The organism is Streptomyces sp. ISL-96 (genome assembly GCF_018614035.1).
GTDB lineage: Bacteria > Actinomycetota > Actinomycetes > Streptomycetales > Streptomycetaceae > Streptomyces.
Genome location: NZ_JAGGPA010000036.1, coordinates 45,700 through 66,607, shown reverse-complemented (window position 1 = coordinate 66,607; position 20,908 = coordinate 45,700). Strand labels below are relative to the sequence as shown.

Sequence of the window (20,908 nt, the reverse complement as noted above, 5' to 3'; positions counted from 1 at the left end):
GTATGTCGCCTATCACAGAGGTGGAGGGGCGGCGCCTGGCGCTCAGCAATCTGGACAAGGTCCTCTATCCCGCCACCGGGACCACCAAGGCCGAGGTGCTGCACTACTACGCCACGATCGCGGACGCGTTCCTCCCGCACCTTTACGACCGGCCCATCTCCTTCCTGCGCTATCCGGACGGGCCGCGCGGGCAGCTGTTCTTCACCAAGAATCCGCCGCAGGGTACGCCCGACTGGGTGCGGACGGTGGAGGTGGAGCGCTCCGAGGGCGAGAAGGCGCGCCAGGTCCTCATCCAGGACCTGCCGACGCTGATCTGGGCCGCGAACCTGGTGGTGGAGTTCCATACGCCGCAGTGGCTGGCCCCCGATCCCGGCATCGCCGACCGGCTGGTCATCGACCTCGACCCCGGGCCCCCGGCAAGCGTCGCGGAGTGTTGTGAGGTCGCGCTGTGGCTGCGGGAGCGGCTGGCGGCGGACGGCATCGAGGCGTACGCGAAGACCTCCGGCTCCAAGGGGATGCACCTGTACGCGGCGCTGGAGCCGACGCCGTCGGAGGAGGTCTCGGCGTACGCGAAAGGGCTCGCGGTGGAGGCGCAGCAGGCGCTCGGGGAGCTGGTCGTGCACCGGATGACGCGGGCGCTGCGGCCGGGGAAGGTCTTTGTCGACTTCAGCCAGAACGCCGCCGCGAAGACGACCGCCGCGCCGTACACCCTGCGGGCCAGGGAGGAGCCGACCGTGTCGGCGCCGGTGACCTGGGAGGAGGTCGAGGACGGGCGATCGGACCCGGCGCGGCTCGTCTTCCGGGCGCAGGACATCGGCGTACGGCTGGAGCGGTACGGCGATCTGCTCGGCCCGCTGCTCGATCCGGGCCGGGCCCGGCCGTTGCCTCGGGCGCCCCGGGCGTGATCGGCCATGGTCACACTGCCCCTGATCGAGCCCATGCTCGCGACACCGGGCACGCTGCCGCCGGCGCGCGAGCAGGGGCGGTGGGCGTTCGAAAGCAAGCACGACGGCCAGCGGGCCATTGTCTATCTGCCGGGCGACGGCTCACTGATGCTGCGGGCCAGGTCCGGCGCGGACATCACGGCCGCCTACCCCGAGCTGCTGCCGCTGGGCACCGCCCTCGGCGCGGGGGTCGCGGCGGTGCTGGACGGCGAGATCGTCGCGCTCGACGACGACGGCCGTCCGGACTTCGAGCGTCTGCAGGCCCGGATGGGCCTGTCCGGATCGCCCGCGAAGGCCGCCCGCCTGGCACCGGACGTGCCGGCCCATCTGATGCTGTTCGACGCCCTGCACCTGCGGGGCCGCAGCATCGTCGGGCTGCCGTACCGCGAACGCCGGCGGGAGCTGGAGAGCCTCGGTCTGCGGGGGTCGCACTGGTCGACGCCCGGCGCGGTCACCGGGCACGGCGAGGAGGCGCTCCGGGCGACCAAGGAGGGGGGCCTGGAGGGCGTGGTCTGCAAGCGGCTCGACTCCGTGTACACACCGGGGCTGCGTTCCCGCGACTGGATCAAGATCCGCAACGTCCGGACGGTGGACGCGATCGTCGGTGGGTGGGTCCCCGGCCGGGGCCGCCTCTCGGGGCTGCCGGGGGCGCTACTCCTCGGCGAGTACGAGGGTGGGGTCCTGCGGTTCATCGGGAGCGTGGGGACGGGGTGGAACGACCGCGAACGTGCTCTGCTCGCCGAGCTGTTGCGCGTCGCCGCCGTCGACGAGTGCCCGTTCGCCGAGGTACCGCCCGTCGCGGGGGCGCGGTGGGTGCTGCCGCGCCTGGTCGGCGAGGTCGCGTACAGCACCCGGACGAAGGCGGGGCTCCTGCGCCAGCCGTCGTGGCACCGGCTGCGCCCCGACCTGGCCCCGCCGGAGGGTGCGTGAGTCCTGCCCCGGCGCCGTTGGTGCAGACTCGGCAACAAACGATCGCGAACGTACGGAGTGGACCACCTGATGATCATCTTTGGCAGCAAGAGCTTCCTCTACCAACTGGCCATACTCACACTGGTGTGCCAAAGCTGCGGGAATCCGGCGGCGCACACGCTCAGGAAGCGTGTCAGTAAGTTCACGCTCTTCTTCATTCCGCTGTTTCCGTTCTCCACGAAGTACACGACACAGTGCACCTTCTGCGGCGCCGAGCAGAAGGTGACCCAGGAGCAGGCGGAGCAGCTCCAGGCGCAAGAACGGGCCGGCGACGGTTACGGGCAGGCGCACCAGCAGCAGCCGGGGCAGAATCCGTATCAGCGCTGAGCCGCCGGTCGTGAAGTAAACAGAACCATTCCGCAGAGAGGGAGCCTTGAGCGCGCACCGCACCGCCCGCGCGGCACTGCTGCTGACCGCCGCCGCAGCAGCGGTGGCAGCCGCGTTGTCCGGCTGCGCCGACGCGGGCGAGCTCAAAAGCGCCGGGCCCACGCCCACCGCCGTCGGGCCCACCCGCCTGTGGCCGGAGCGCCCGGCCGCCACGGTCCCTCCGATGGACTACGGCGAGGGCGAGACGGAGACGGTTCGCGGGATCAGGGTGCCGGGCGACGATGTGCGCAGGGTGAGGCCGGTGGCCGTCGCCCAGGCGGAGCAGGCGGCGCATCCCGACGCCCTCAGCGGGCCCGACGGGAGGTACGAGCAGACAGTCAGGCAGCTCCTGGCCTGCGACACGCGACCGAAGACCTGCCCGGTGCTCAAGGCGTACTACCGCGACCTCACCGGCGACGGCAAAGCCGAGCTGATCCTCGGCGTCTCCATGCCCAAGGGCCAGCTCGCGGTGCGCTGCTACCTGGCCGAGAAGGGCCGGCTGACCCGCATCATGGGCACCAGCGACGCCGTGATCGGGGTCTCGCTCGCGGGCCGGGACCTCATCATCCGGGCGCCTTCGAACCTGCCGGGGTACGAGTTCCGGACGGCCTGGTCCTGGGACGACCACCAGCACGCCATGCTGCCCACCCGCGACGAGATCCTGCGGGTGCACAAGGACGGAGGCGACCCGCTGCCCTCCCACACCCACTCCCACACCCACACGACCCCCACCCCGACTCCGACGGCCACTCCGACTTCGACGGCCACCCCGCCCCCCGCAGCCGCCCCCACGACACCCCCCAACGGGCCCGGCGGCCGCTCATGAGACCCCGTCTGCCCGCCTGGACCGGGCGCCTCACCTGGAAGGCCGCGGCCTTCATCACCGTGATGTGCTGCGGGCTCGCGGCGCTGCTCGGCGCACTCGTGCACGTCTCCGTGACGCACCAGACGCTCAACCAGGCCCGCGAGAAGGCCCTCACCAGACTGGAGGAGGCGACCAGGGCGTACGAAGCCGGCGATCCGCTGCCGCCGGACACCGGCATCGACCCGGACGGACTGCCCGCCCAACTGCGCGACCTCGCCCTCTCCGGCCGGCACGGCACCGTCGTCAGCGAGCACGACGGCCGCCCCACCATGTGGGCGGCGGCCCCGGCCGGCCGGCGCGCCATGGCCGCCGAGATCGACTACAGCCAGGGCGTCAGTACGATCACGGGCCTGGACCGGGCCATCGTCGGCTCGTCCTTCCTCGCCATCTCCGCGACGCTGCTCGTCGGCGTCTTCGCCGTCACCCGTGTGACGCGCCGCCTGCACCAGACCGCCTCGGTGGCGCGCCGGATCAGCGCGGGCGACCTCGACGCCCGCGTCAACGACCCCCGCACGAAAGCCCCTTCACGCCCGCAGGACGAGGTGGCCACGGTCGCCGGCGCCCTGGACGCGATGGCCTCCACCCTCCAGGGAAAGCTGCAGAGCGAGCAGCGTTTCACCGCCGATGTGGCCCACGAACTGCGCACTCCGCTGACCGGTCTGCACGCGGCGGCGGAGCTGCTGCCGCCCGGCCGGCCGACGCAGCTCGTGCAGGACCGGGTGCGCGCGATGCGGATGCTGACGGAGGACCTGCTGGAGATCTCCCGGCTCGACGCGGGCAGTGAACAGATCAGCCTCGACGTGCACCGGATCGGGCCACTGGCGGAGCGCGTGGCGCGCGGGCCGGGGGCGCCGACCGAGGTCCGGATCGTACGGGACGCCTGCGTCGAGACGGACCGGCGGCGGCTGGAGCGGGTGCTGGGCAACCTGATAGGCAACGCGCACCAGCACGGCCGGGAGCCGGTCGTACTGACCGTGGACGGCCCCGTGGTGACCGTGCGGGATCACGGCGAGGGCTTTCCCGAGTACCTGGTGGAGCACGGCCCGCAGCGCTTCAGGACGGAGCCGCGCGCCGGCGGCAAGGGGCACGGTCTCGGCCTGACGATCGCCGTGGGGCAGGCGCAGGCCATCGGCGCCGAACTGACCTTCGCGAACGCGCCGGACGGCGGGGCGGTGACAACGCTGAAGCTGCCGGAGGTCAAGGAGACATCGGAGGCTCCCTAGCCGACCAGCGACGCCGTGCACACAAAGTGACGGATTGCGATCAGTAAGTGTCGAAATTAGTGTGAACCGGGCGAGTCGGGGACCGGTTCGTTACGGACGGACCGGAGTCCCCCGCCGCCCTTCGCCGCGGCGAAGGCCTCTCACTTGCCAGGAGCCAACATGCCCCTGCTCCCCCGGTCTCCGCTCCCCAGGCTCGGCCTGTACGTCGCCGCCGGCGCCGTCGCCGCCCTCACCGCCGCGGGCCCGGCGCTCGCCGCGGCGGACCCCGTCAAGCCCCCGGCCGAGCGCGCCCAGAGTGCCAAGAGCCCCAAGAGTGCCCAGAGCGCCAAGAGTCAGAGTTCCCACCTCTACAAGGGACGCGTCATAGCCAAGCCCGGGCTGCTGCTGCGCGACAAGCCCACCCGCAGCAGCCGGGTCATCGGCAGCAAGCCCTACGGGGCGATCGTCCGCATCTTCTGCAAGACCCGCGGCGACAACGTGCACGGGAACAACCGCTGGTACCTGCTCACCGACGGCACCTGGGCCTGGGGCTCGGCGCACTACATCGCGAACATCGGCCCCGTCCCCCGCTGGTGCTGACGCACCGTTAGCACCCCCGCTCACGCCCGGAGAGTTCGGCCCCCGCCGCGCGAACCCCTTGGGCGTGAGCACACATATACGGACATACAGCCTGCCCGCTTGCTACGTTGCCTGACATGACCGCAACGACGGTGGACGCTCCCCCGCCCGAGGTACGCCTCCCCAAGCGGCGCGGCGTCGAATTCTCGCTCCTCGTCGGCGCCGTCCTCATCGCCGTGTTCGGCTACATCGGCGTGGGCCTCACCAAGAACGGCGCCGTACCCCCCGACGCCGCCGGCTACGGCGCGGGCCTCGGCGTCCTCGCACTCCTCGCCCACCTCGCCGTCCGCTTCCGCGCCCCGTACGCCGACCCGCTGCTCCTGCCCATCGCGGTCCTCCTCAACGGCCTCGGCCTGGTGCTGATCTACCGCCTCGACCTCGAAACCCCCAGGGACCAGGCGGCCCCCACCCAGCTCGTCTGGTCCACCCTCGGTGTCGCGCTCTTCATCGGCGTCGTGATCCTGCTCCGCGATCACCGCGTCCTCCAGCGGTACGCGTACCTCTCGGTCGCCGCCGCCCTGGTCCTGATGACCGTGCCGATCTTCTTCCCGGCCATCAACGGCGCGAAGATCTGGATCCGCGTCGGCGGCTTCTCCTTCCAGCCCGGCGAGTTCGCGAAAATCCTGCTCGCCGTCTTCTTCGCCGCGTACCTCGCGGCCAACCGCAACGCCCTCGCCTACACCGGCCGCAAGATCTGGAAGCTCCAGCTCCCCACCGGCCGCGTGCTCGGCCCGATCGTCGCCATCTGGCTGCTCAGCGTCGGCGTACTCGTCCTGGAACGCGACCTGGGCACGTCACTGCTCTTCTTCGGACTCTTCGTGATCCTGCTGTACGTCGCGACCGGCCGCACCGGCTGGATCGCCGTCGGCCTGCTGCTCGCGGCGGTCGGCGCCTTCGTCGTCGGCTCGCTCGAACCGCACGTCAACAGCCGCGTCGAGGACTGGCTGAACCCCTTTGCCTCCGTCGACGCCGGCCAGGGCCCCAGCCAGCTCGCCCAGTCGCTCTTCGCCTTCGCGGCAGGCGGCATGCTCGGCGCGGGGCTCGGCGCCGGCGAGTCCGTCCTCATCGGCTTCGCCGCCAAGTCCGACTTCATCCTGGCGACGGCGGGCGAGGAACTCGGCCTGTCGGGCCTCACCGCGATCTTCCTGCTCTACGCCCTGCTCGTCGCCCGCGGCTACCGGGCGGGCCTCGCACTGCGCGATCCGTTCGGGCAGCTGCTCTCGATCGGCCTCGCCTCGATCCTCGCGCTCCAGGTGTTCGTCATCGCGGGCGGCGTGATGGGACTGATCCCGCTGACCGGCATGGCGATGCCGTTCCTCGCGCAGGGCGGCTCGTCCGTCGTCACCAACTGGATCATCGTGGCGCTCCTGATCCGGGTCAGCGACTCGGCCCGCAGCCCGCACCCCGAGCACGTCGAGACCGGCGTCATCGCCCCCGTCGTGGAGGACGACCAGTGATCCGCTACATCAGGCGAGCGGCCGGGTTCTGTCTGCTGCTGCTCGTCGCGCTGCTGCTGAACGCCGCCCGTATCCAGGTCTTCCAGGCGGAAGAGCTCGACGACAATCCCGCCAACCGGCGCAAGACGATCGGCCGTTACCAGCAGGTACGCGGCAACATCATCATCGACGGGAAGCCGGTCACCGGGTCCAGGGACAGCGGTGAGCAGCTGCGGTACGAAAGAACGTATCTCCACGGGCCGTTGTACGCGCCCGTCACCGGCTACGCCTCCCAGACGTACGGCACGACCTTCATCGAGAACGCCGAGGACGACGTCCTCTCCGGCACCGACCCGCTGCTCGCCCCGCTCCCCCTGTGGAACGAGATCACGCGCTCGCGCCAGCCCGGCGGCCACGCCGTCACCACCATCAAGAGCGCGGTCCAGCGGGCGGCGTACCGGGGACTGCGCGGCAGGAAGGGCGCCGTCGCGGCGATCCAGCCTTCGACGGGGAAGATCCTGGGGCTGGTCAGCAGCCCGTCGTACGATCCGCAGGAGCTCTCCGGCACCGGGAAGCGGGTCACCGAAGCGTGGGCGCGGCTGAACGGCTCGCCGAATCAGCCGATGCTCAACCGGGCCGTCCGCCAGACGTACCCGCCCGGTTCCACCTTCAAGATCGTGACGGCTGCGGCGGCGCTCGAAACCGAGGTGGTGACGGACATCGACGCGCCGACGAAGACACCTGAGCCGTACGTCCTGCCCGGCACCAGCACCACACTCCCCAACGAGGCGCGCGGCTGCCGCAACGCGTCGCTGGCGTACGCGATCCGGTTCTCCTGCAACACGGTGATGGCGGATCTGGGCGTGCGGGTGGGGCTGGCCGGAATGCTCGACACCGTACGGAAGTTCGGGTTCAACGACGGCGGGCTGAAGATTCCGTCCGGGGTGTCGAGGAGCAACTTCGACACCAGCATGACCGCCGACCAGCTCGCCCTGTCCTCCATCGGCCAGTACGACACCAGGGCGACGCCGCTCCAGATGGCGATGGTCGCGGCGGCGGTCGCCAACGGCGGCGAGCTCAAGTCCCCGTACCTGGTGGACAAGGTGACGCGGTCGGACGGCGACGTCGTGGCGCAGAACAGCCAGAAGTCCCTGCACCAGGCGATGAGCCCGGCCACCGCCATGCAGCTCCAGCAGATGATGGTCGACGTCGTGGAGAACGGGACGGGCACGAACGCCGCCATTCCCGGGGTCCGGGTCGGCGGCAAGACGGGCACGGCGCAGCACGGCGTCGACAACACCGGGACGCCGTACGCCTGGTTCATCTCCTGGGCGCAGGAGCACGGCGACGGTCAGCCGGCGGTCGCGGTGGCGGTCGTCGTGGAGGACGCGTCGGCGGACCGCGCCGACATCAGCGGCGGAGGCAGCGCCGCGCCGATCGCACGGGCGGTGATGCGGGCCGCGCTGGACGACTGAGCGTCGTGAAGGCCGGCCAAGGCGTCTCGGTCCGCGAAATGGCCGGGCCGGGCCGGTCGTACGCGCTTATCGTGCGGCCATGGCTACTGCTGACTCCGCTGCGTACGAACTCGCCCAAGTGAACATCGCCCGCCTCAAGTTCCCGCTGGACTCACCGGAGCTGAAGGACTTCGTGGACGCGCTGGACCCGGTGAACGCGGCGGCCGACGGCGCCGACGGATTCATATGGCGGCTGCAGGGCGACACCGGCGACGCGACGGACGTTTCCGTGTTCGGGGACGAGTGGCTGATCGTGAACATGTCGGTGTGGCGCGACCCCAACGCCCTGACCGCCTTCATGTACCAGGGGCAGCACCGGGAGCTGCTGGGCCGGCGCCACGAGTGGTTCGAGCGCGTGAAGGAAGCGATGACGGCGCTGTGGTGGGTGCAGACGGGCTGCCGCCCGACGGTGGCGGACGCCGAGAAGGCGCTCTTGTGTCTGCGCGAGCACGGCCCGACCCCGGAGGCCTTCACGCTGCGTACGCCGTTCCCGGCCCCCGGCGGCGGTTCGGCGGCGTGATCAGCCGACCTGCCGCACGGCGGCATGGCCTCTTCGCGGACCTTGACGGGTCGGCGGCTGTGGCGGGGGCCCGTACGGGCCAGGTGGCTGTTGGGGGCGGGTTGCGTGATCACGACCGGTCTCGCTACTCCAGCGCCTCCCGCCGCTCCGCCCACTGCGCCGGCATCGCGTCAATTCCCGTACGGGCGCCGACGATTCCGCCCGCGATCGCGCACGTCGTATCGACATCACCGAAGCCCTCCGCCGTCGACCACAGCGCCGCCTCCAGGTCGTCCGCGTGCCGCGCCGCCGTCCACACCGCGAACGGCACGGTGTCGTCGGCGCGGATCCGCTGCCCGTTGCCCAGCACATCGGCGGCCTTCCACGGCGCGGTGGTGAACGGCAGGTCCGCCGCCCGCTGCAGCCCGTCGCGGACCGGCCCCTCGGGTGTACGTTCCGCCACGCCCGCCACCGACAGCTCGCCCCGCACGGAGAGCGCCGCCGCGACGGCGACGGCCACCGCGCCCGCGACGCCCTGCGGATGGGCGTGAGTCACTTCGGCGGACAACCCAGCCTGCGCGACGACGACTTCGAGGTCGCCGGAGAACCAGGCCCCCAGTGGCGCCACCCGCATCGCCGCGCCGTTGCCGAGGCTGCCCTCCCCGCCGAAGAGCCGGCGGGCGAGGCCGGGCCAGGCCGAGGGGTCCTCGATGAGCTGCGGGAGCAGCTCGTGCATTCCGCTGCCGTAGCCGCGCGCCTGGTCGGCCATGAAGGTGAGGGCGTACGACATCGCCAGCGGCGTCTGGCGGATCTCACCGTGCTCGTCGAGCACCCGCATGACGGCGCGCGCCATCGCGGTGTCGTCGGTCCAGTGCCAGAGGGGCTCCTCGGGGACGCGCCGGTCCCGGATCTCCTCGAACGCCTGCTGCCGCTCGCGGAAGAGAGGGAACCAGCGCTCGCCGAAAGCGTCACCGAGGGCGAGTGCTTCCAGGCTCCGGCGGGCGGCGGGCACGTTCGCGTTCGTGGTCATGGCCGCCATCGTGCCGGGCGGGGTGCCCGGCCGTACACCTCTTTTGAGCCGGAGGGCCCGCTAGGAACCGTTCGACCGCTCCTCGTCCGCCCCCGCCGCGATCGCCGCGTCGATCTCCGCCACCCGTTCCGCGTCCTCCGCCTCGAAACGCTGCTTGTCGAGTGCTTCGGCGATCTCCTCGTCCTGGGTCATGAGGAGATCCAGATTTGAATCACCCATGTCGAACACGCCCATGTCGAGGTAGGCCTTCTGCAGCCGCTCGCCCCACAGACCGATGTCCTTGACGCACGGCACGATGCGGCTGAACAGCAGTTTCCGGAAGAGGTGCAGGAACTCGGACTGCTCGGAGTACTCCTGCGCCTCCTGCTTGGAGATGCCGAAGTTCTCCAGGACCTCGACGCCGCGCAGCCGGTCGCGCATCAAGTAGCAGCCCTCGATGACGAACTCCTCGCGCTCGCGCAGTTCGGCGTCGGACAGCTGCTTGTAGTAGTCGCGCAGCGCCATCCGGCCGAAGGCCACATGCCGGGCCTCGTCCTGCATGACGTACGCGAGGATCTGCTTGGGCAGGGGTTTGTCCGTGGTGTCGCGGATCATGCCGAAGGCGGCGAGGGCCAGGCCTTCGATCAGGACCTGCATGCCCAGGTACGGCATGTCCCAGCGGGCGTCGCGGAGGGTGTCGCCCAGCAGGCTCTGGAGGCTGTCGTTGACCGGGTAGAGCATCCCGACCTTCTCGTGCAGGAAGCGGCTGTAGATCTCCGCATGCCTGGCCTCGTCCATGGTCTGGGTCGCGGAGTACAGCTTCGCGTCGAGGTCGGGGACGGACTCGACGATCCGGGCCGCGCACACCATCGCGCCCTGCTCGCCGTGCAGGAACTGGCTGAACTGCCAGGAGGAGTAGTGCCGGCGCAGTTCGCCCTTGTCCTTCTCGGTCATCTTCGCCCAGTGGCGGGTGCCGTAGAGGCTGAGCGACTCGTCGGGGGTGCCGAGCGGATCGTACGGGTCGACCTCGATGTCCCAGTCTATGCGGGTCGCGCCGTCCCACTGCTTGTCCTTGCCCTTCTGGTAGAGGGCCAGGAGGCGGGCGCGCCCTTCGTCGTACTCCCAGCTGAAGCGCGCCGCGCCGGAGGCCGGCACCTCCCACAGCGGGTCCGTGGGGGCCTTGGTGTAGAGCTCGTGCGTCGACACTGACGCCTCCTTGCCGCATATCCCTTTACACGCCGGACAGTTGGCAGACTCACACGCTGATAGACGGCGGGTCAACAAGCGGGTCCAAGCGCTCGGCAAGCGCTCGACGAGCGCTCAACAAGTCGTGCGCAAGGGATTGACTGTCTTGCTGACAAGCAGTCTCATAAGACCTGAACGCAGCTGTGACCGCCGGTAACCCACTCGTGAGGTGCCCCCCGCCATGACGACAGTGACCGAACGCGACGTACTCAGGGACGCACTCGGCCTCCTCAAGGACCGTGAGCAGGTCGCCGAGCGCCTGCTGGAGTCGTCCGCCAAGCACTCCTTCGACCCTGAGACGGAACTCGACTGGGACGCCCCGGTGGAGGAAGGCAAGTGGTTCTGGCCGCCCGAGCTCGTATCGCTCTACGACACTCCGCTCTGGCGGAAGATGTCCGAGGAGCAGCGCATGGACCTGGCACGGCACGAGGCCGCGTCGCTCGCATCCCTCGGCATCTGGTTCGAGATCATCCTGATGCAGCTGCTGGTCCGGCACATCTACGACAAGTCCGTGACCAGCAACCACGTGCGCTACGCGCTCACCGAGATCGCCGACGAATGCCGGCACTCGATGATGTTCGCCAAGATGATCCAGAAGGGTGGCGCCCCCTCGTACCCGGTGCCGCGGCTCTACCACAACCTGGCGCGCGTCCTGAAGACCGTCTCGACCACACCCGGGTCCTTCGCGGCCACCCTCCTCGGCGAGGAGATCCTCGACTGGATGCAGCGCCTGACGTTCCCCGACGAGCGCGTCCAGACCCTCGTGCGCGGCGTGACCCGCATCCACGTGGTCGAGGAGGCCCGCCATGTCCGGTACGCCCGCGAGGAGCTGCGCCGCCAGATGGTGACCGCGCCCGCCTGGGAGCGCGAACTCACCCGCGTGAGCTGCGGCGAGGCGGCCCGCGTCTTCTCCACCTGCTTCGTCAACCCGAAGGTCTACGAGAACGTCGGCCTCGACCGCCGCGAGGCCGTCGCCCAGGTCAGGGCGAGCGGCCACCGCACCGAGGTCATGCAGAACGGCGCCAGGCGGCTCACCGACTTCCTGGACGACATCGGCGTGCTCCAGGGTGTCGGCCGCAGGCTCTGGAAGAGCTCGGGACTCCTCGCGTAAACGGTGAAATGTGGGGTTACGCTGCCGACATGACCCCGGCAGCGACGACCCCAGCCACCACCCCCGCGTACCGCAGACTCAGCGTCGAGGAGCGTCGCCGCCAGCTCCTCGGCGCCGCCCTGTCGCTCTTCGCGCACCGGGCACCCGAGGAGGTGTCGCTGGACGACGTGGCGGAGGCGGCGGGGGTGTCGCGGCCGCTCGTGTACCGCTACTTCCCGGGCGGCAAGCAGCAGTTGTACGAGGCCGCGCTCGGCTCCGCCGCCGACGAGTTGAAGCTGTGCTTCGCCGAGCCGCAGACGGGCCCGCTCACCCGGCGCCTCACCCGCGCCCTGGACCGCTACCTGACCTTCGTCGGCCAGCACGACACGGGGTTCAGCGCCCTCCTCCAGGGCGGCAGCGTCGCCGAGACGTCCCGTACGACCGCGACCGTCGACGGGGTGCGGCGGGCCGCGGCCGAGCAGATCCTGACGCACCTCGGCGTCGCGGGTACGGCCGGGCCGCGGCTGCGGATGATGGTCCGCACCTGGATCACGGCCGTCGAGGCGGCCTCCCTGATCTGGCTGGACGAGGGCAAGCAGCCGCCGGCCGGCGAACTGCGGGACTGGCTGGTCGACCACTTCATCGCCCTCCTCACCGTGACCGCGGCGACGGACGCGCAGACGGCGGAAGTGACGCGCGCGGCGCTGGCGACGGAGACGGCGGACGGCCCGGCGGGGGTGCTGGCACGGCGGGTGATCCCGGTGATCGCGGAGGCGGCGCACCTGCTCTGACCCTGTGCCCCCGTGACCCTGTAACACTGGCACCGTGAGAAGCGAGAACACGCCCTTCGTGGGCGGCCCCCTGGACGGGCGGGTGCTGCCGGTCCTGGTCGGGCCGACGGGACACCCGCCGAAGTGGTACGAGGTGCCCGTGCCGGACGAGGACGGCGGCCCGCCGACGGTGCACGCCTACCTGCGCGTTCCCGCCGGGTACAGCAAACGGCTGGGGCTTCAGCGCGGCTGGAAGTACGAGTACGCGCCGGACGGGCGCGAGCGCCACCGGCCCCGGTGGCCCTGGTCGAAACCGGACAGCACCTCATAAGATCGGCGGTGTGCCGGACCTGGCCACTGTGACCGCAGAGCGCCAGCGGCTCCGGCACGGTGATCGCGAGGATCACGGTGACCACGGGGGGTGCGCCTTGGAGGCGCTGCGTCAGGACGATCCACGCCAAGTCGGCCCGTACGCCCTGCTGTTGCACCTGCGCGAGACGGCGAGCGCCGTGCAGTACCTGGCGCAGGCCCCCGACGACGGTGCGACCGTGGTGGTCGCGGTGGCGCGGCCGGAGCTGGCGGGCCTGCCCGCGTTCCGCCGCCGCTTCCAGGCGGAGGCACAGACGGCCGAACGACTGGCCGGTGGCTGGGTGCGGGCCCCGCTGGCGTCGGGCACCGACGCTCCCGAACTGTGGACGGCGACCGCCTACGTCCCCGCACTCACCCTCGCCGAGGCGGTCGCGCTCGCCGGGCCGCTGCCGGAGCGGGCCGTACGCATCCTGGGCGCCGCGCTCGCCGAGACCCTGTCCCGCGTGCACGCCACCGGCGCCGTACTGCACGGCCTCGCCGCCGACACGGTGCTGCTGGCCGCCGACGGACCGCGCCTGACGGCGTTCGGCGCGCTGGGTGCGGCGGCGGCCGCCGAAGCGGGCCCCGGCGGCCAGTTGTCCGTACGCCTCGGCTACCTCACCCCGGAGCAGCTGGCGGGCCGGGAGCCGGGCCCCGCGTCCGACATCTTCGTCCTCGGGCTGCTTCTGGCGTACGCCGCTACCGGGGCGACGCCGTGGGCGGCGGGCCCGCAGGACGCGGCCGCCGACCGCATCGCGCACGCGGAGCCCGAACTGGCCGCCGTGCCGGCGGAACTGCGCACGCTGATCGCCCGCTGCCTGGCCAAGTCCCCGGCGGACCGCCCGACCCCTGGCACGCTGGCAGCGGAACTGGCCCTGGAGGGCGCGGCAGCCCTGGCCCGCCAGGGGTGGCTGCCCGGCCGCGTGCTGTCGGCCCTGGCGGAACAGGCGGCGGCGGCAAATCAAGCCCGTCCGGCGATTGAGGACACGCCCGGAGGGCGTCCGGGGGCCTGGGGGCCTGCCCCCGGTTCCGGGGAGGGGCGGGCAGGGGAAAGCGCCGCAGGCCCCACCGGCGCCGCAGACGTCGACAGCGGCCTGACCCGGCGCCTCCGCGCACCGCGGTGCGGGCCCGCGCCCGCCCTCACCCACCCCGCCACCGCCCTCGCCCTGCCACCAGCGCAGCAGCCGCAACAACGTGCCCAACTCGCGCCGATGCCGGCAACCACACCCACGCCCACACCCACCGGCGCAGGAGCAGCCCCAAGCCCCCTCCCCGGCGGCCTGAGCCGGCGCGGCCTGTTCGCCGGCATCGCCGCCGGCGCCGCAGGGCTCGTCGTGGGCGGCGCCGGAGCACTGGCCTTCTCCGGCGGCGACGAGGACAACGCGCCCTCACCCCGGACCGACGGGAACGACGCCAAGCCGGCCGCCCGCCGCAGACCACTGCCCGGTGTCGCCCCCGACCCCCTCTGGCACTACCAGCACCCCCTCACCCTCACGGCCGGCGGCCCGACCCCCCGCATCTGGCGCGACCAGGTGCTCCTGATCCCCGGTGAGGAACTGACGACCGCGCTGGATCTGCGTACCGGCCGCCCGCTCTGGGAGCAGAAGGCCGCCGGTACGAAATACGGCCCCGAAGCCGCCGACGACACCCACTGCTTCGTCGTCACCGCGTCCGACTTCCTCTGGCTGTCCGCGAAGGACGGGCTGGTCAAGCACCGTGCGCCGTACGAGCCTCTCCTCGCCAAGGGCCAGCAGGACACCAGGGTCACCCTGGGCTGGAAGGTGGCCGCGGACGGCCCCGTCGTCTGGTTCTCCGGGAAGGCCGAGACCCTCGACGGGAAGAAGGACAAGGTGACGCGCACGCGGACCTACCTCTTCGCGTACGACATGGCCGCACGCAAGGAACTGTGGCGCACCGAGATGCCGAACGGCCGCCCCGGCACCGTCCCCCGCTACGAGGCGGTCGGCATCCGCCCCGGCAGCCTGCTCGTACGCCAGGACGCCGACTCCCTCACCGCGGACCAGAAGAAGAAGGCGAAGGGCAAGGCGGCCTTCGTCCTCATCGACCGCAGGACAGGCAAGACCCTGTGGCGGAAGTTCTTCACCGGCGTACGCCCCGACGCGGGAGCCACCGACGACCCGTCAGGCCGGCTCTATGCCGCCGACGACGGCCGCTTGCGGGCGTACGACACCCGCAGCGGCAAGAAGCTCTGGAGGCTCAAGAACGCCTCGGGCCCCGCCGGCGACGCCCCCTTCGGCTTCGGCGACGGCGTCGTACGCGGCAAGACGCTGTACGTCGCCAACGGCTACAACGACGTGTACGCCGTCGATACGGCATCCGGCACCCAGCAGTGGAAGCGCTCCACGGAGTACCCCGGCCGGGCGACCCCCCGGGTCACGCTCAGCGACAGCGGCCGCACGGTCTTCGCGCTCAACGCGACGCAGGCCACGGCGATCGGCGCGCGCGACGGCCGGCGGCTGTGGAAGTTCCAGGACTCCGGCGTGACGGCGCCGGGCGCGCCGGACACCCGGGCCCCGTACCGGGCGCAGACGTCCGCCGGCGGAGCCGTGCTGTGGCGCGGCCGCAACTTCTACGCGCTCCCCCTGGACTGAAGCGTTGAAGGGTTGAGGGTTGTACGGGAACGCGTCTCGATTGAATACCTCTGGGATTGCGCAGGCGTCACGATCGCGCGGACGGTTGAAATTCGTTGATCACCGGGGCGGCGCAGGCCGTAGATTCACTGGTCACAACAGACTCCGCGTGTCACCGGGACGGGTGAACCCCGCGCGGGGGAAAGGTTGTTCACCGCCGCTCAACAAGCTGACAGAGCTGACCGAGCTGACCGAACCAGAGGAATGCTGTCTCATGCGCCGCACCACTGTCCGCCGTACCGCCGTAGCCGCCTCCGCGATCTCGATGGCCCTGCTCCTCAGCGCCTGCGGGGCCGACAAGTCCGCTGATGCCGCCCCCGACGACAAGGCCCCGGGCAAGGCCACGAAGGCACTGTCGCAGGCCGAGCTGGACAAGCTCGTCCTGGCGGAGGGTGACCTGAAGAACCACAAGGTCACCGAGCCCTCGAAGGCGGAGGTCGCCCTGGCGAAGACCGCCACCAGCGACAAGGCCGAGTGCAAGCCGCTCGTCGACGCGATGATGCTCAAGCCCGTGGGCTCGCCCGCCGCGACCACGTCGCGCAAGATCTCCACCCTGCCCGAGAAGCCGGCCAAGGACGCTACGACCGAGGAGAAGGCGGAGGCCGGTCTGGCCGCTTTGGGCAAGACGGTGCTCATGTCGGACGGGGTGGGCTCGTACGAGGGCAAGGGCGCCCAGGAGGCGCTCGCCGCGCTGCGCACCGCGGGTGAGGCCTGCGCCGGCGGCTTCACCATGACCGCCGGCTCGGACAAGACGAAGGTGACCAAGCTCGCCCCGGGCACCTACGCCGGTGGTGACGAGGCGGTCGCCTTCACGGTGACGACCGAGCAGGACGGCGCAGTCGGCACGTCCCAGCTGGTGACAGTACGCAAGGGCAATGCGCTGGTGTCCTTCTTCGCGATCAGCCTCGCGGGCAAGACGGAGCAGCCGAAGGCCGCCATCGACGCGCAGCTGGCCAAGCTCGGCTGAGGCACGCGGGAGCCACGCCGCCGGCATCGCGGATTGCCCCTCGAAGGGTGACGGCGTTGGCCCAACCCGCCCAGTGACCCGCTCGCGGCCTCGGCATCGCCGCACATCATCACCTAAGGGCCGGAGCGCCCGGCCGCGAACCGGAGGTGATGACGTGTCAGGCAGACTCGCCCAGTCCGTCTGTACGGTGGCGCTGGCCGCCGCCACGGTGCTCACGGCACTACCGGCCCCAGTCACCGCGGCGGTACCGTCCGCTCCCGTGCCCCGGCCTCCCTCCCCGCCGCTCCCCGCGCCCGCGCCGGCGGCCGGGGAGGCGACAGTCGCGGAGCTGCTGACGGAGCTCCAGAGGCTGTATCAGCGGGCCGAAGAGGCCAGTGAGACGTACAAGGCGACGGAGGAGTCCGTCAAGAAGCAGCTGCGCGAGGTCAAGAAGGTGACCAAGGGCCTGTCCAGGGCCCGGATCGCGCTCGCCGAGAGCCGGGGCGCGGCGGGCCGGCTGGCCCGCGAGCAGTACCAGGGCCGCAGCGACCTCTCCCCGTACTTGCGGCTGCTGCTGGCGAAGGACCCGCAGCACGCGCTGGACCAGGGCCACGTACTCCGGCGGGCGGCCGACGACCGGGCGGCGACGATCGCGCGGCTGGAGAGCGGCGAACGCCGGGCGGACGAGCTGGCGACCAGGGCGCGGTACGCGCTCGACAAGCAGCAGACGCTCGCCAGAAAGCAGAAGAAGCAGCGCGACGCGGTACGGGCGCGGCTCGGGGAGGTCGAGGAGCTGCTGGCCTCGCTGACCGAGGAACAGCTCGCCGACCTGGCGCGGCTGGAGGAGCGGAACACCGGCGTGGCGCAGCGCGACCTGCTCGCCTCGGGCGCACTCGGCAGCCCTGGCTCGGCCGCCACACGGGCGCCGTCGCGGCTGGGCGGCCGGGCGCTGGAGTACGCCGTACGGCAGATCGGGAAGCCGTACGTGTGGGGAGCGGAGGGGCCGGGGTCCTTCGACTGCTCGGGGCTCACGTCGCAGGCGTGGGCGCATGCGGGGCGCGAGATCCCCCGGACGAGCCAGGAGCAGTGGCGGCAGCTGCCGAAGGTGCCGTTGCGGCAGCTGCGCCCCGGCGACCTGGTGATCTACTTCCCCAAGGCGACGCACGTGGCGATCTACCTCGGCAAGGGCCAGGTCATCCAGGCCCCGCGCCCCGGCACCCGCGTCAAGGTCTCCCCGATCGCGGCGAACCCCCTGCTGGGCGCGGTCCGCCCGGACCCCCTGCTGAAGCCCCTCCCCTCCTACACCCCACCGAAGCTTCCGCGCGGCGCGTCGGCGGGCGAGGACAGAGGGTACGGAGAGGAGTCGGCGCCGGCGGCGTAGCCCTGCGAGGGCTCAAACGCCGGAGGGGCTGGATAGTGCGGCCGAATGCAGCCCGTCCGGCGTTTGAGGACACGCCCATAGGGCTACGCGGACGCCGTCACCTCCGTCAGGTACGCCGCCCGTCAGGCCACGCGCACCGGCGCGGTCGGGGCAGACCACGTGCCAGTGGACGGTGGTGCCGGGTCCGGACGCGGCGGGGATGTCGTACGTCGTGTACTGCTCGCCGTCACGGATCGTCTGGTCGCACTTGCCGCAGATCATCCGCGCACCTCCCGCCATCGGCTCCGCAGGTCGGCACCGGTCGGGCAGCGAGGGGCTGCCTTGTTGCACTCCGGGCATCCCGCAGAGTGGTCCAGCAGCGCCCGGTACGCGCGTCTGGAGGCGTCCGCCTCTGCGGCGACTGCACGAGACAGCGCACCCGAAGCAGCCATACGCGTGATGCCGCTCATCCGACGTGCTCCGTCCTGGGGCCGAAGGCGCTGTCCACGGCGGTACCCAGCGCGGTGCGCAGCAGTTCTACGTCGGTGAGGTGACCGGGGCCTGTGGGTTCGACCGCCCAGTGGAGTTGGTGTTCCTCGGCGCCGAGCGGCGGGACCTCGACGTAAGTCGTCGGCCAGTACGCCATGGTCTCGCGCACGTCCCAGTTGGTGGTGCTCCCCGTGTTGGTGAGTACGTAGACGAAGCGCGTCCACGGATCACAGATCACAGGTCCGCATGCGTCGCCAAGCTCACGGATGGCGATGGCGCCGACGCTGCGCGGCGCCCTCACCGCGTCCCAATGCACACCCGCCGGAATGCTCCAGATGGTGTGGGTGGGCGGCAGCCACGGCAGTAGCTCTCGGACTGCGGCGGGATTCATGACCGGATTTCGCCGCATTGGTGGCGCTGCCTCATTCATGGGCTGCCCTATCTGCCATTTTGGTGCGGACAGACAGATGATGATTCGGGGCAAGGGCCTTAAGTGACACACCTTGTGTCACCCGCAGACTGTGTTCAGATCGCGCCGATCCATTCGGCAAAGCTCGTCAGGCTCTCGCCGTCCGCCCGCTTGAGGCGGCGCAGGGTGGCGGCGTCTTCCCGGGCCCACGGGTGTTCTCGTGTGTGCTGCGGTGCGATGCGGCGCGCCACTTTCAGTGACTCGAAGGAATCGTCGGCCGCACCGGCCCACAGCTGGGCGCGGGCGAGTTCGATGTAGAAACCGGAGCGCCGTTCGGAAGGCAGACTGGGGGGCGGAGCCCACTCGCGAGCAATGGCGAGCGCCCGCTGTAAATGGTCGCTGCCGAGGCTCACCGCGACCGATACCTCGTGGATCCGCACGGAGGACGGCCCGAACGCCGTACCCACGTAGATGCCTTCCGGCACGAGGTCGCCCAATCGCCGGGCCTCGCCGAGGTGAACGTCGGCGGCGCCGGCGTTCCCGGCGCGGCCTGCGATGACGGCGGCCCGCATATGCAGTGTCCCGCGCGCCGCAGCGGTCTGCGGGGTGTCGGGGCGTGGTGCAGCGTCCACTGCCTGCTCGAGAGCACACAAGCCCGGCCCGTGAGCGCGGGCGGCAAAGAATGTCTCGGAACGCACGTAGGCGGTGCTCGCTTCGAGCAGCGCGTTCTCGGTCTGTGGTGCTGCCCACCGCATGAGTTCGACGAGTCGGGCGGACAGGTCGTAGGACCCGAACTTGTAGGCGACGGCGTCTGCGGACCGGTACGCCGTGACGAGGAGTGCGGCAAGTTCGGGGCGGTGGCCGATCGGAGCGTCGTGGTACGCGCGGGAGAGTTCGGCGAGGAGGCCAGGGATGTTGTGGGCGATCTGTACGTACTGTGCGGCGAGGCGCCAGGCGACGGCGTTGGCGACCGCGGTGTGGAGTTCGACGAGTGGGCGCGTGGGGCCGTCGTCCGGGAGGTCGTAGGTGGCGATAGCTGCCGAGAGCGCGGGCAGTGCGTCGTGGACTCGGCTGTCGGTGCGGCTGTGCCCGGCGAGGAGCCTGCTGGGGTCCATGGCGAGGGCGGCGGCGATGGCATCGAGGGTGTCGTCGCTGGGAAGCCTGCTGCCTTGCTCGATCTTGCGAAGCATGCTGAGGGATACGAACGCGGCGCGGGCGAGGTCGTCCTGAGTCATGCGGTGGGCGCGGCGGGCAGTGGCGATGCGGTGCCCTACCTCGCGCATGGAGTCGCCAGGCATACAGGCTCCGTTCGGGGCGTCACTCCAAACCGTACTCGCACGGTGACACGCAGGCACGCAAACCGGTGCAGCTCAAATACCCGCAGTACACCGCCTTCTTGACGCTCAGTCGGAGAGGATCGAGGCAAGTTGGGTGAGGGTGTCGATGCGCCAGTCCGCCGCGGCCACGACTTCGGGGTCGTCGGCCCACAGGTAACCCCACGGTCCGCGGCGAATGTGCGCGACCCGCAGGCCTGCGGCCTTCGCCGGCCACAAGTCGTTCACGGGGTGGTCGCCGACGTACACAGTCTCGTGTGGCGCGGCACCGGAGGCTTCGAGGACGCGGGCGAAGAAAGCCGGGTCCGGCTTGGAGACACCCCACTCTCCCGACGTGACGACCAGGTCTGCGGGCAGGTCGAGAGCGCGCAGCAGCTGGCCGGCCTTGGGCGTCTGATTCCCGGCGACGATGACGCGGACACCGAGCTTGCGGAGCCCTGCTAGGGCGGGACGCACGTCCGGGTAGAGGTCCGTTTCGTCGAGATGCTCACCGCGGCCTGCTGCTTCGCGGGCCTGGTACGCCTCGCGCACGTCTATGCCGGGCTTGATGAGGCGGAGGGCGTCGGAGTTGTCACGGCTCTGGGCTGTAACGGCACCCACGAGGGCGGACAGCGTGTGCCTGGGGATGCCAAGCCAGTCTGCCCAGGAGCCCCAGTAGCGGTCATCTCGGGTGAGGGTCTCGCCGACGTCGAACACGATCGTTTCAATCATCGGCGTCGATCCTACGGCCCGCACCGGTGGCGGAACTTGTCAACAGGCATAAGCAGTGCCGTACACAGGCGGACGTATAGATTTGGGGGCAACCAGGAGTCATCAGACCTGC

The 20,908-nt window shown here is 71.0% G+C and carries 21 protein-coding genes; 15 read left to right on the top strand and 6 right to left on the bottom strand.

Annotated elements, in window-relative coordinates; genetic code table 11:
• Positions 1 to 2: 2 nt before the first annotated feature.
• The 9 genes from ligD to J7E96_RS22940 all read left to right on the top strand — a co-directional run bounded on the left by ligD (position 3) and on the right by J7E96_RS22940 (position 8,455).
• The gene (ligD, locus tag J7E96_RS22980) at positions 3 to 905 is read left to right on the top strand and encodes a non-homologous end-joining DNA ligase (protein ID WP_215133554.1); all 903 of its coding nucleotides are present in this window, start codon (positions 3 to 5) and stop codon (positions 903 to 905) included.
• Positions 906 to 911: 6 nt separating this feature from the next.
• Positions 912 to 1,874 carry an ATP-dependent DNA ligase gene (locus J7E96_RS22975; protein WP_215133553.1) on the top strand — a complete coding sequence of 321 codons (963 nt, stop codon included), beginning with the start codon at positions 912 to 914 and terminating at the stop codon, positions 1,872 to 1,874.
• 69 nt (positions 1,875 to 1,943) lie between these two features.
• Entirely contained in the window at positions 1,944 to 2,240 is a 297-nt protein-coding gene (locus tag J7E96_RS22970) for a zinc-ribbon domain-containing protein (protein ID WP_215133587.1), read from the top strand.
• 46 nt (positions 2,241 to 2,286) lie between these two features.
• The gene (locus tag J7E96_RS22965) at positions 2,287 to 3,105 is read left to right on the top strand and encodes a hypothetical protein (protein ID WP_251070288.1); all 819 of its coding nucleotides are present in this window, start codon (positions 2,287 to 2,289) and stop codon (positions 3,103 to 3,105) included.
• Positions 3,102 to 4,367, top strand: coding sequence for a HAMP domain-containing sensor histidine kinase (locus tag J7E96_RS22960; RefSeq protein WP_215133552.1), 1,266 nt, complete (start codon positions 3,102 to 3,104; stop codon positions 4,365 to 4,367). Before J7E96_RS22965 ends, J7E96_RS22960 begins: the two co-directional genes overlap by 4 nt.
• 159 nt (positions 4,368 to 4,526) lie before the next feature.
• Complete coding sequence (locus tag J7E96_RS22955) at positions 4,527 to 4,946, top strand: SH3 domain-containing protein (protein WP_215133551.1); 420 nt, start codon at positions 4,527 to 4,529, stop codon at positions 4,944 to 4,946.
• A 116-nt stretch (positions 4,947 to 5,062) separates the two neighbouring features.
• Positions 5,063 to 6,442: an FtsW/RodA/SpoVE family cell cycle protein gene (locus tag J7E96_RS22950; protein WP_215133550.1), complete on the top strand. Its 1,380-nt coding sequence runs from the start codon at positions 5,063 to 5,065 to the stop codon at positions 6,440 to 6,442.
• The gene (locus J7E96_RS22945) at positions 6,439 to 7,896 is read left to right on the top strand and encodes a penicillin-binding transpeptidase domain-containing protein (RefSeq protein WP_215133549.1); all 1,458 of its coding nucleotides are present in this window, start codon (positions 6,439 to 6,441) and stop codon (positions 7,894 to 7,896) included. The genes J7E96_RS22950 and J7E96_RS22945 overlap by 4 nt, the downstream gene beginning before the upstream one ends.
• Before the next feature lie 79 nt (positions 7,897 to 7,975).
• Positions 7,976 to 8,455, top strand: a complete 480-nt coding sequence (locus J7E96_RS22940; protein WP_215133548.1) for a DUF3291 domain-containing protein — start codon at positions 7,976 to 7,978, stop codon at positions 8,453 to 8,455.
• Positions 8,456 to 8,579: 124 nt separating this feature from the next.
• Here the strand turns inward: J7E96_RS22940 and J7E96_RS22935 are convergent, their stop codons facing one another.
• Both J7E96_RS22935 and J7E96_RS22930 read right to left on the bottom strand, forming a co-directional pair.
• A complete protein-coding gene (locus J7E96_RS22935; protein WP_215133547.1) occupies positions 8,580 to 9,464 on the bottom strand; it encodes an ADP-ribosylglycohydrolase family protein in 885 nt (294 codons plus the stop codon).
• A 60-nt stretch (positions 9,465 to 9,524) separates the two neighbouring features.
• The gene (locus tag J7E96_RS22930; protein ID WP_215133546.1) at positions 9,525 to 10,649 is read right to left on the bottom strand and encodes a ferritin-like domain-containing protein; all 1,125 of its coding nucleotides are present in this window, start codon (positions 10,647 to 10,649) and stop codon (positions 9,525 to 9,527) included.
• A 220-nt stretch (positions 10,650 to 10,869) separates the two neighbouring features.
• Here J7E96_RS22930 and J7E96_RS22925 point away from each other — a divergent pair, with 220 nt between their 5' ends.
• The 6 genes from J7E96_RS22925 to J7E96_RS22900 all read left to right on the top strand — a co-directional run bounded on the left by J7E96_RS22925 (position 10,870) and on the right by J7E96_RS22900 (position 17,874).
• Complete coding sequence (locus J7E96_RS22925) at positions 10,870 to 11,799, top strand: diiron oxygenase (protein ID WP_215133545.1); 930 nt, start codon at positions 10,870 to 10,872, stop codon at positions 11,797 to 11,799.
• 29 nt (positions 11,800 to 11,828) lie between these two features.
• Positions 11,829 to 12,569, top strand: coding sequence for a TetR/AcrR family transcriptional regulator (locus tag J7E96_RS22920; RefSeq protein ID WP_215133544.1), 741 nt, complete (start codon positions 11,829 to 11,831; stop codon positions 12,567 to 12,569).
• A 34-nt stretch (positions 12,570 to 12,603) separates the two neighbouring features.
• On the top strand, positions 12,604 to 12,879 hold the full coding sequence (locus tag J7E96_RS22915; protein ID WP_214971789.1) for a hypothetical protein: 276 nt from the start codon (positions 12,604 to 12,606) through the stop codon (positions 12,877 to 12,879).
• A 10-nt stretch (positions 12,880 to 12,889) separates the two neighbouring features.
• A complete protein-coding gene (locus J7E96_RS22910; protein WP_308296091.1) occupies positions 12,890 to 15,508 on the top strand; it encodes a PQQ-binding-like beta-propeller repeat protein in 2,619 nt (872 codons plus the stop codon).
• A 253-nt stretch (positions 15,509 to 15,761) separates the two neighbouring features.
• Positions 15,762 to 16,514 carry a hypothetical protein gene (locus J7E96_RS22905; protein WP_215133543.1) on the top strand — a complete coding sequence of 251 codons (753 nt, stop codon included), beginning with the start codon at positions 15,762 to 15,764 and terminating at the stop codon, positions 16,512 to 16,514.
• A 154-nt stretch (positions 16,515 to 16,668) separates the two neighbouring features.
• Complete coding sequence (locus J7E96_RS22900) at positions 16,669 to 17,874, top strand: NlpC/P60 family protein (protein ID WP_308296090.1); 1,206 nt, start codon at positions 16,669 to 16,671, stop codon at positions 17,872 to 17,874.
• 12 nt (positions 17,875 to 17,886) lie between these two features.
• Here J7E96_RS22900 and J7E96_RS22895 read toward each other — a convergent pair whose 3' ends face one another.
• From J7E96_RS22895 to J7E96_RS22880, 4 genes are all read right to left on the bottom strand, one after another.
• Positions 17,887 to 18,135: a hypothetical protein gene (locus J7E96_RS22895; protein WP_215133541.1), complete on the bottom strand. Its 249-nt coding sequence runs from the start codon at positions 18,133 to 18,135 to the stop codon at positions 17,887 to 17,889.
• Between the two features lie 184 nt (positions 18,136 to 18,319).
• On the bottom strand, positions 18,320 to 18,733 hold the full coding sequence (locus J7E96_RS22890; protein WP_215133540.1) for a hypothetical protein: 414 nt from the start codon (positions 18,731 to 18,733) through the stop codon (positions 18,320 to 18,322).
• A gap of 134 nt (positions 18,734 to 18,867) precedes the next feature.
• Positions 18,868 to 20,049 carry a helix-turn-helix domain-containing protein gene (locus J7E96_RS22885; RefSeq protein ID WP_215133539.1) on the bottom strand — a complete coding sequence of 394 codons (1,182 nt, stop codon included), beginning with the start codon at positions 20,047 to 20,049 and terminating at the stop codon, positions 18,868 to 18,870.
• Between the two features lie 105 nt (positions 20,050 to 20,154).
• Positions 20,155 to 20,796: an HAD family hydrolase gene (locus tag J7E96_RS22880; protein ID WP_215133538.1), complete on the bottom strand. Its 642-nt coding sequence runs from the start codon at positions 20,794 to 20,796 to the stop codon at positions 20,155 to 20,157.
• Positions 20,797 to 20,908: the final 112 nt, after the last annotated feature.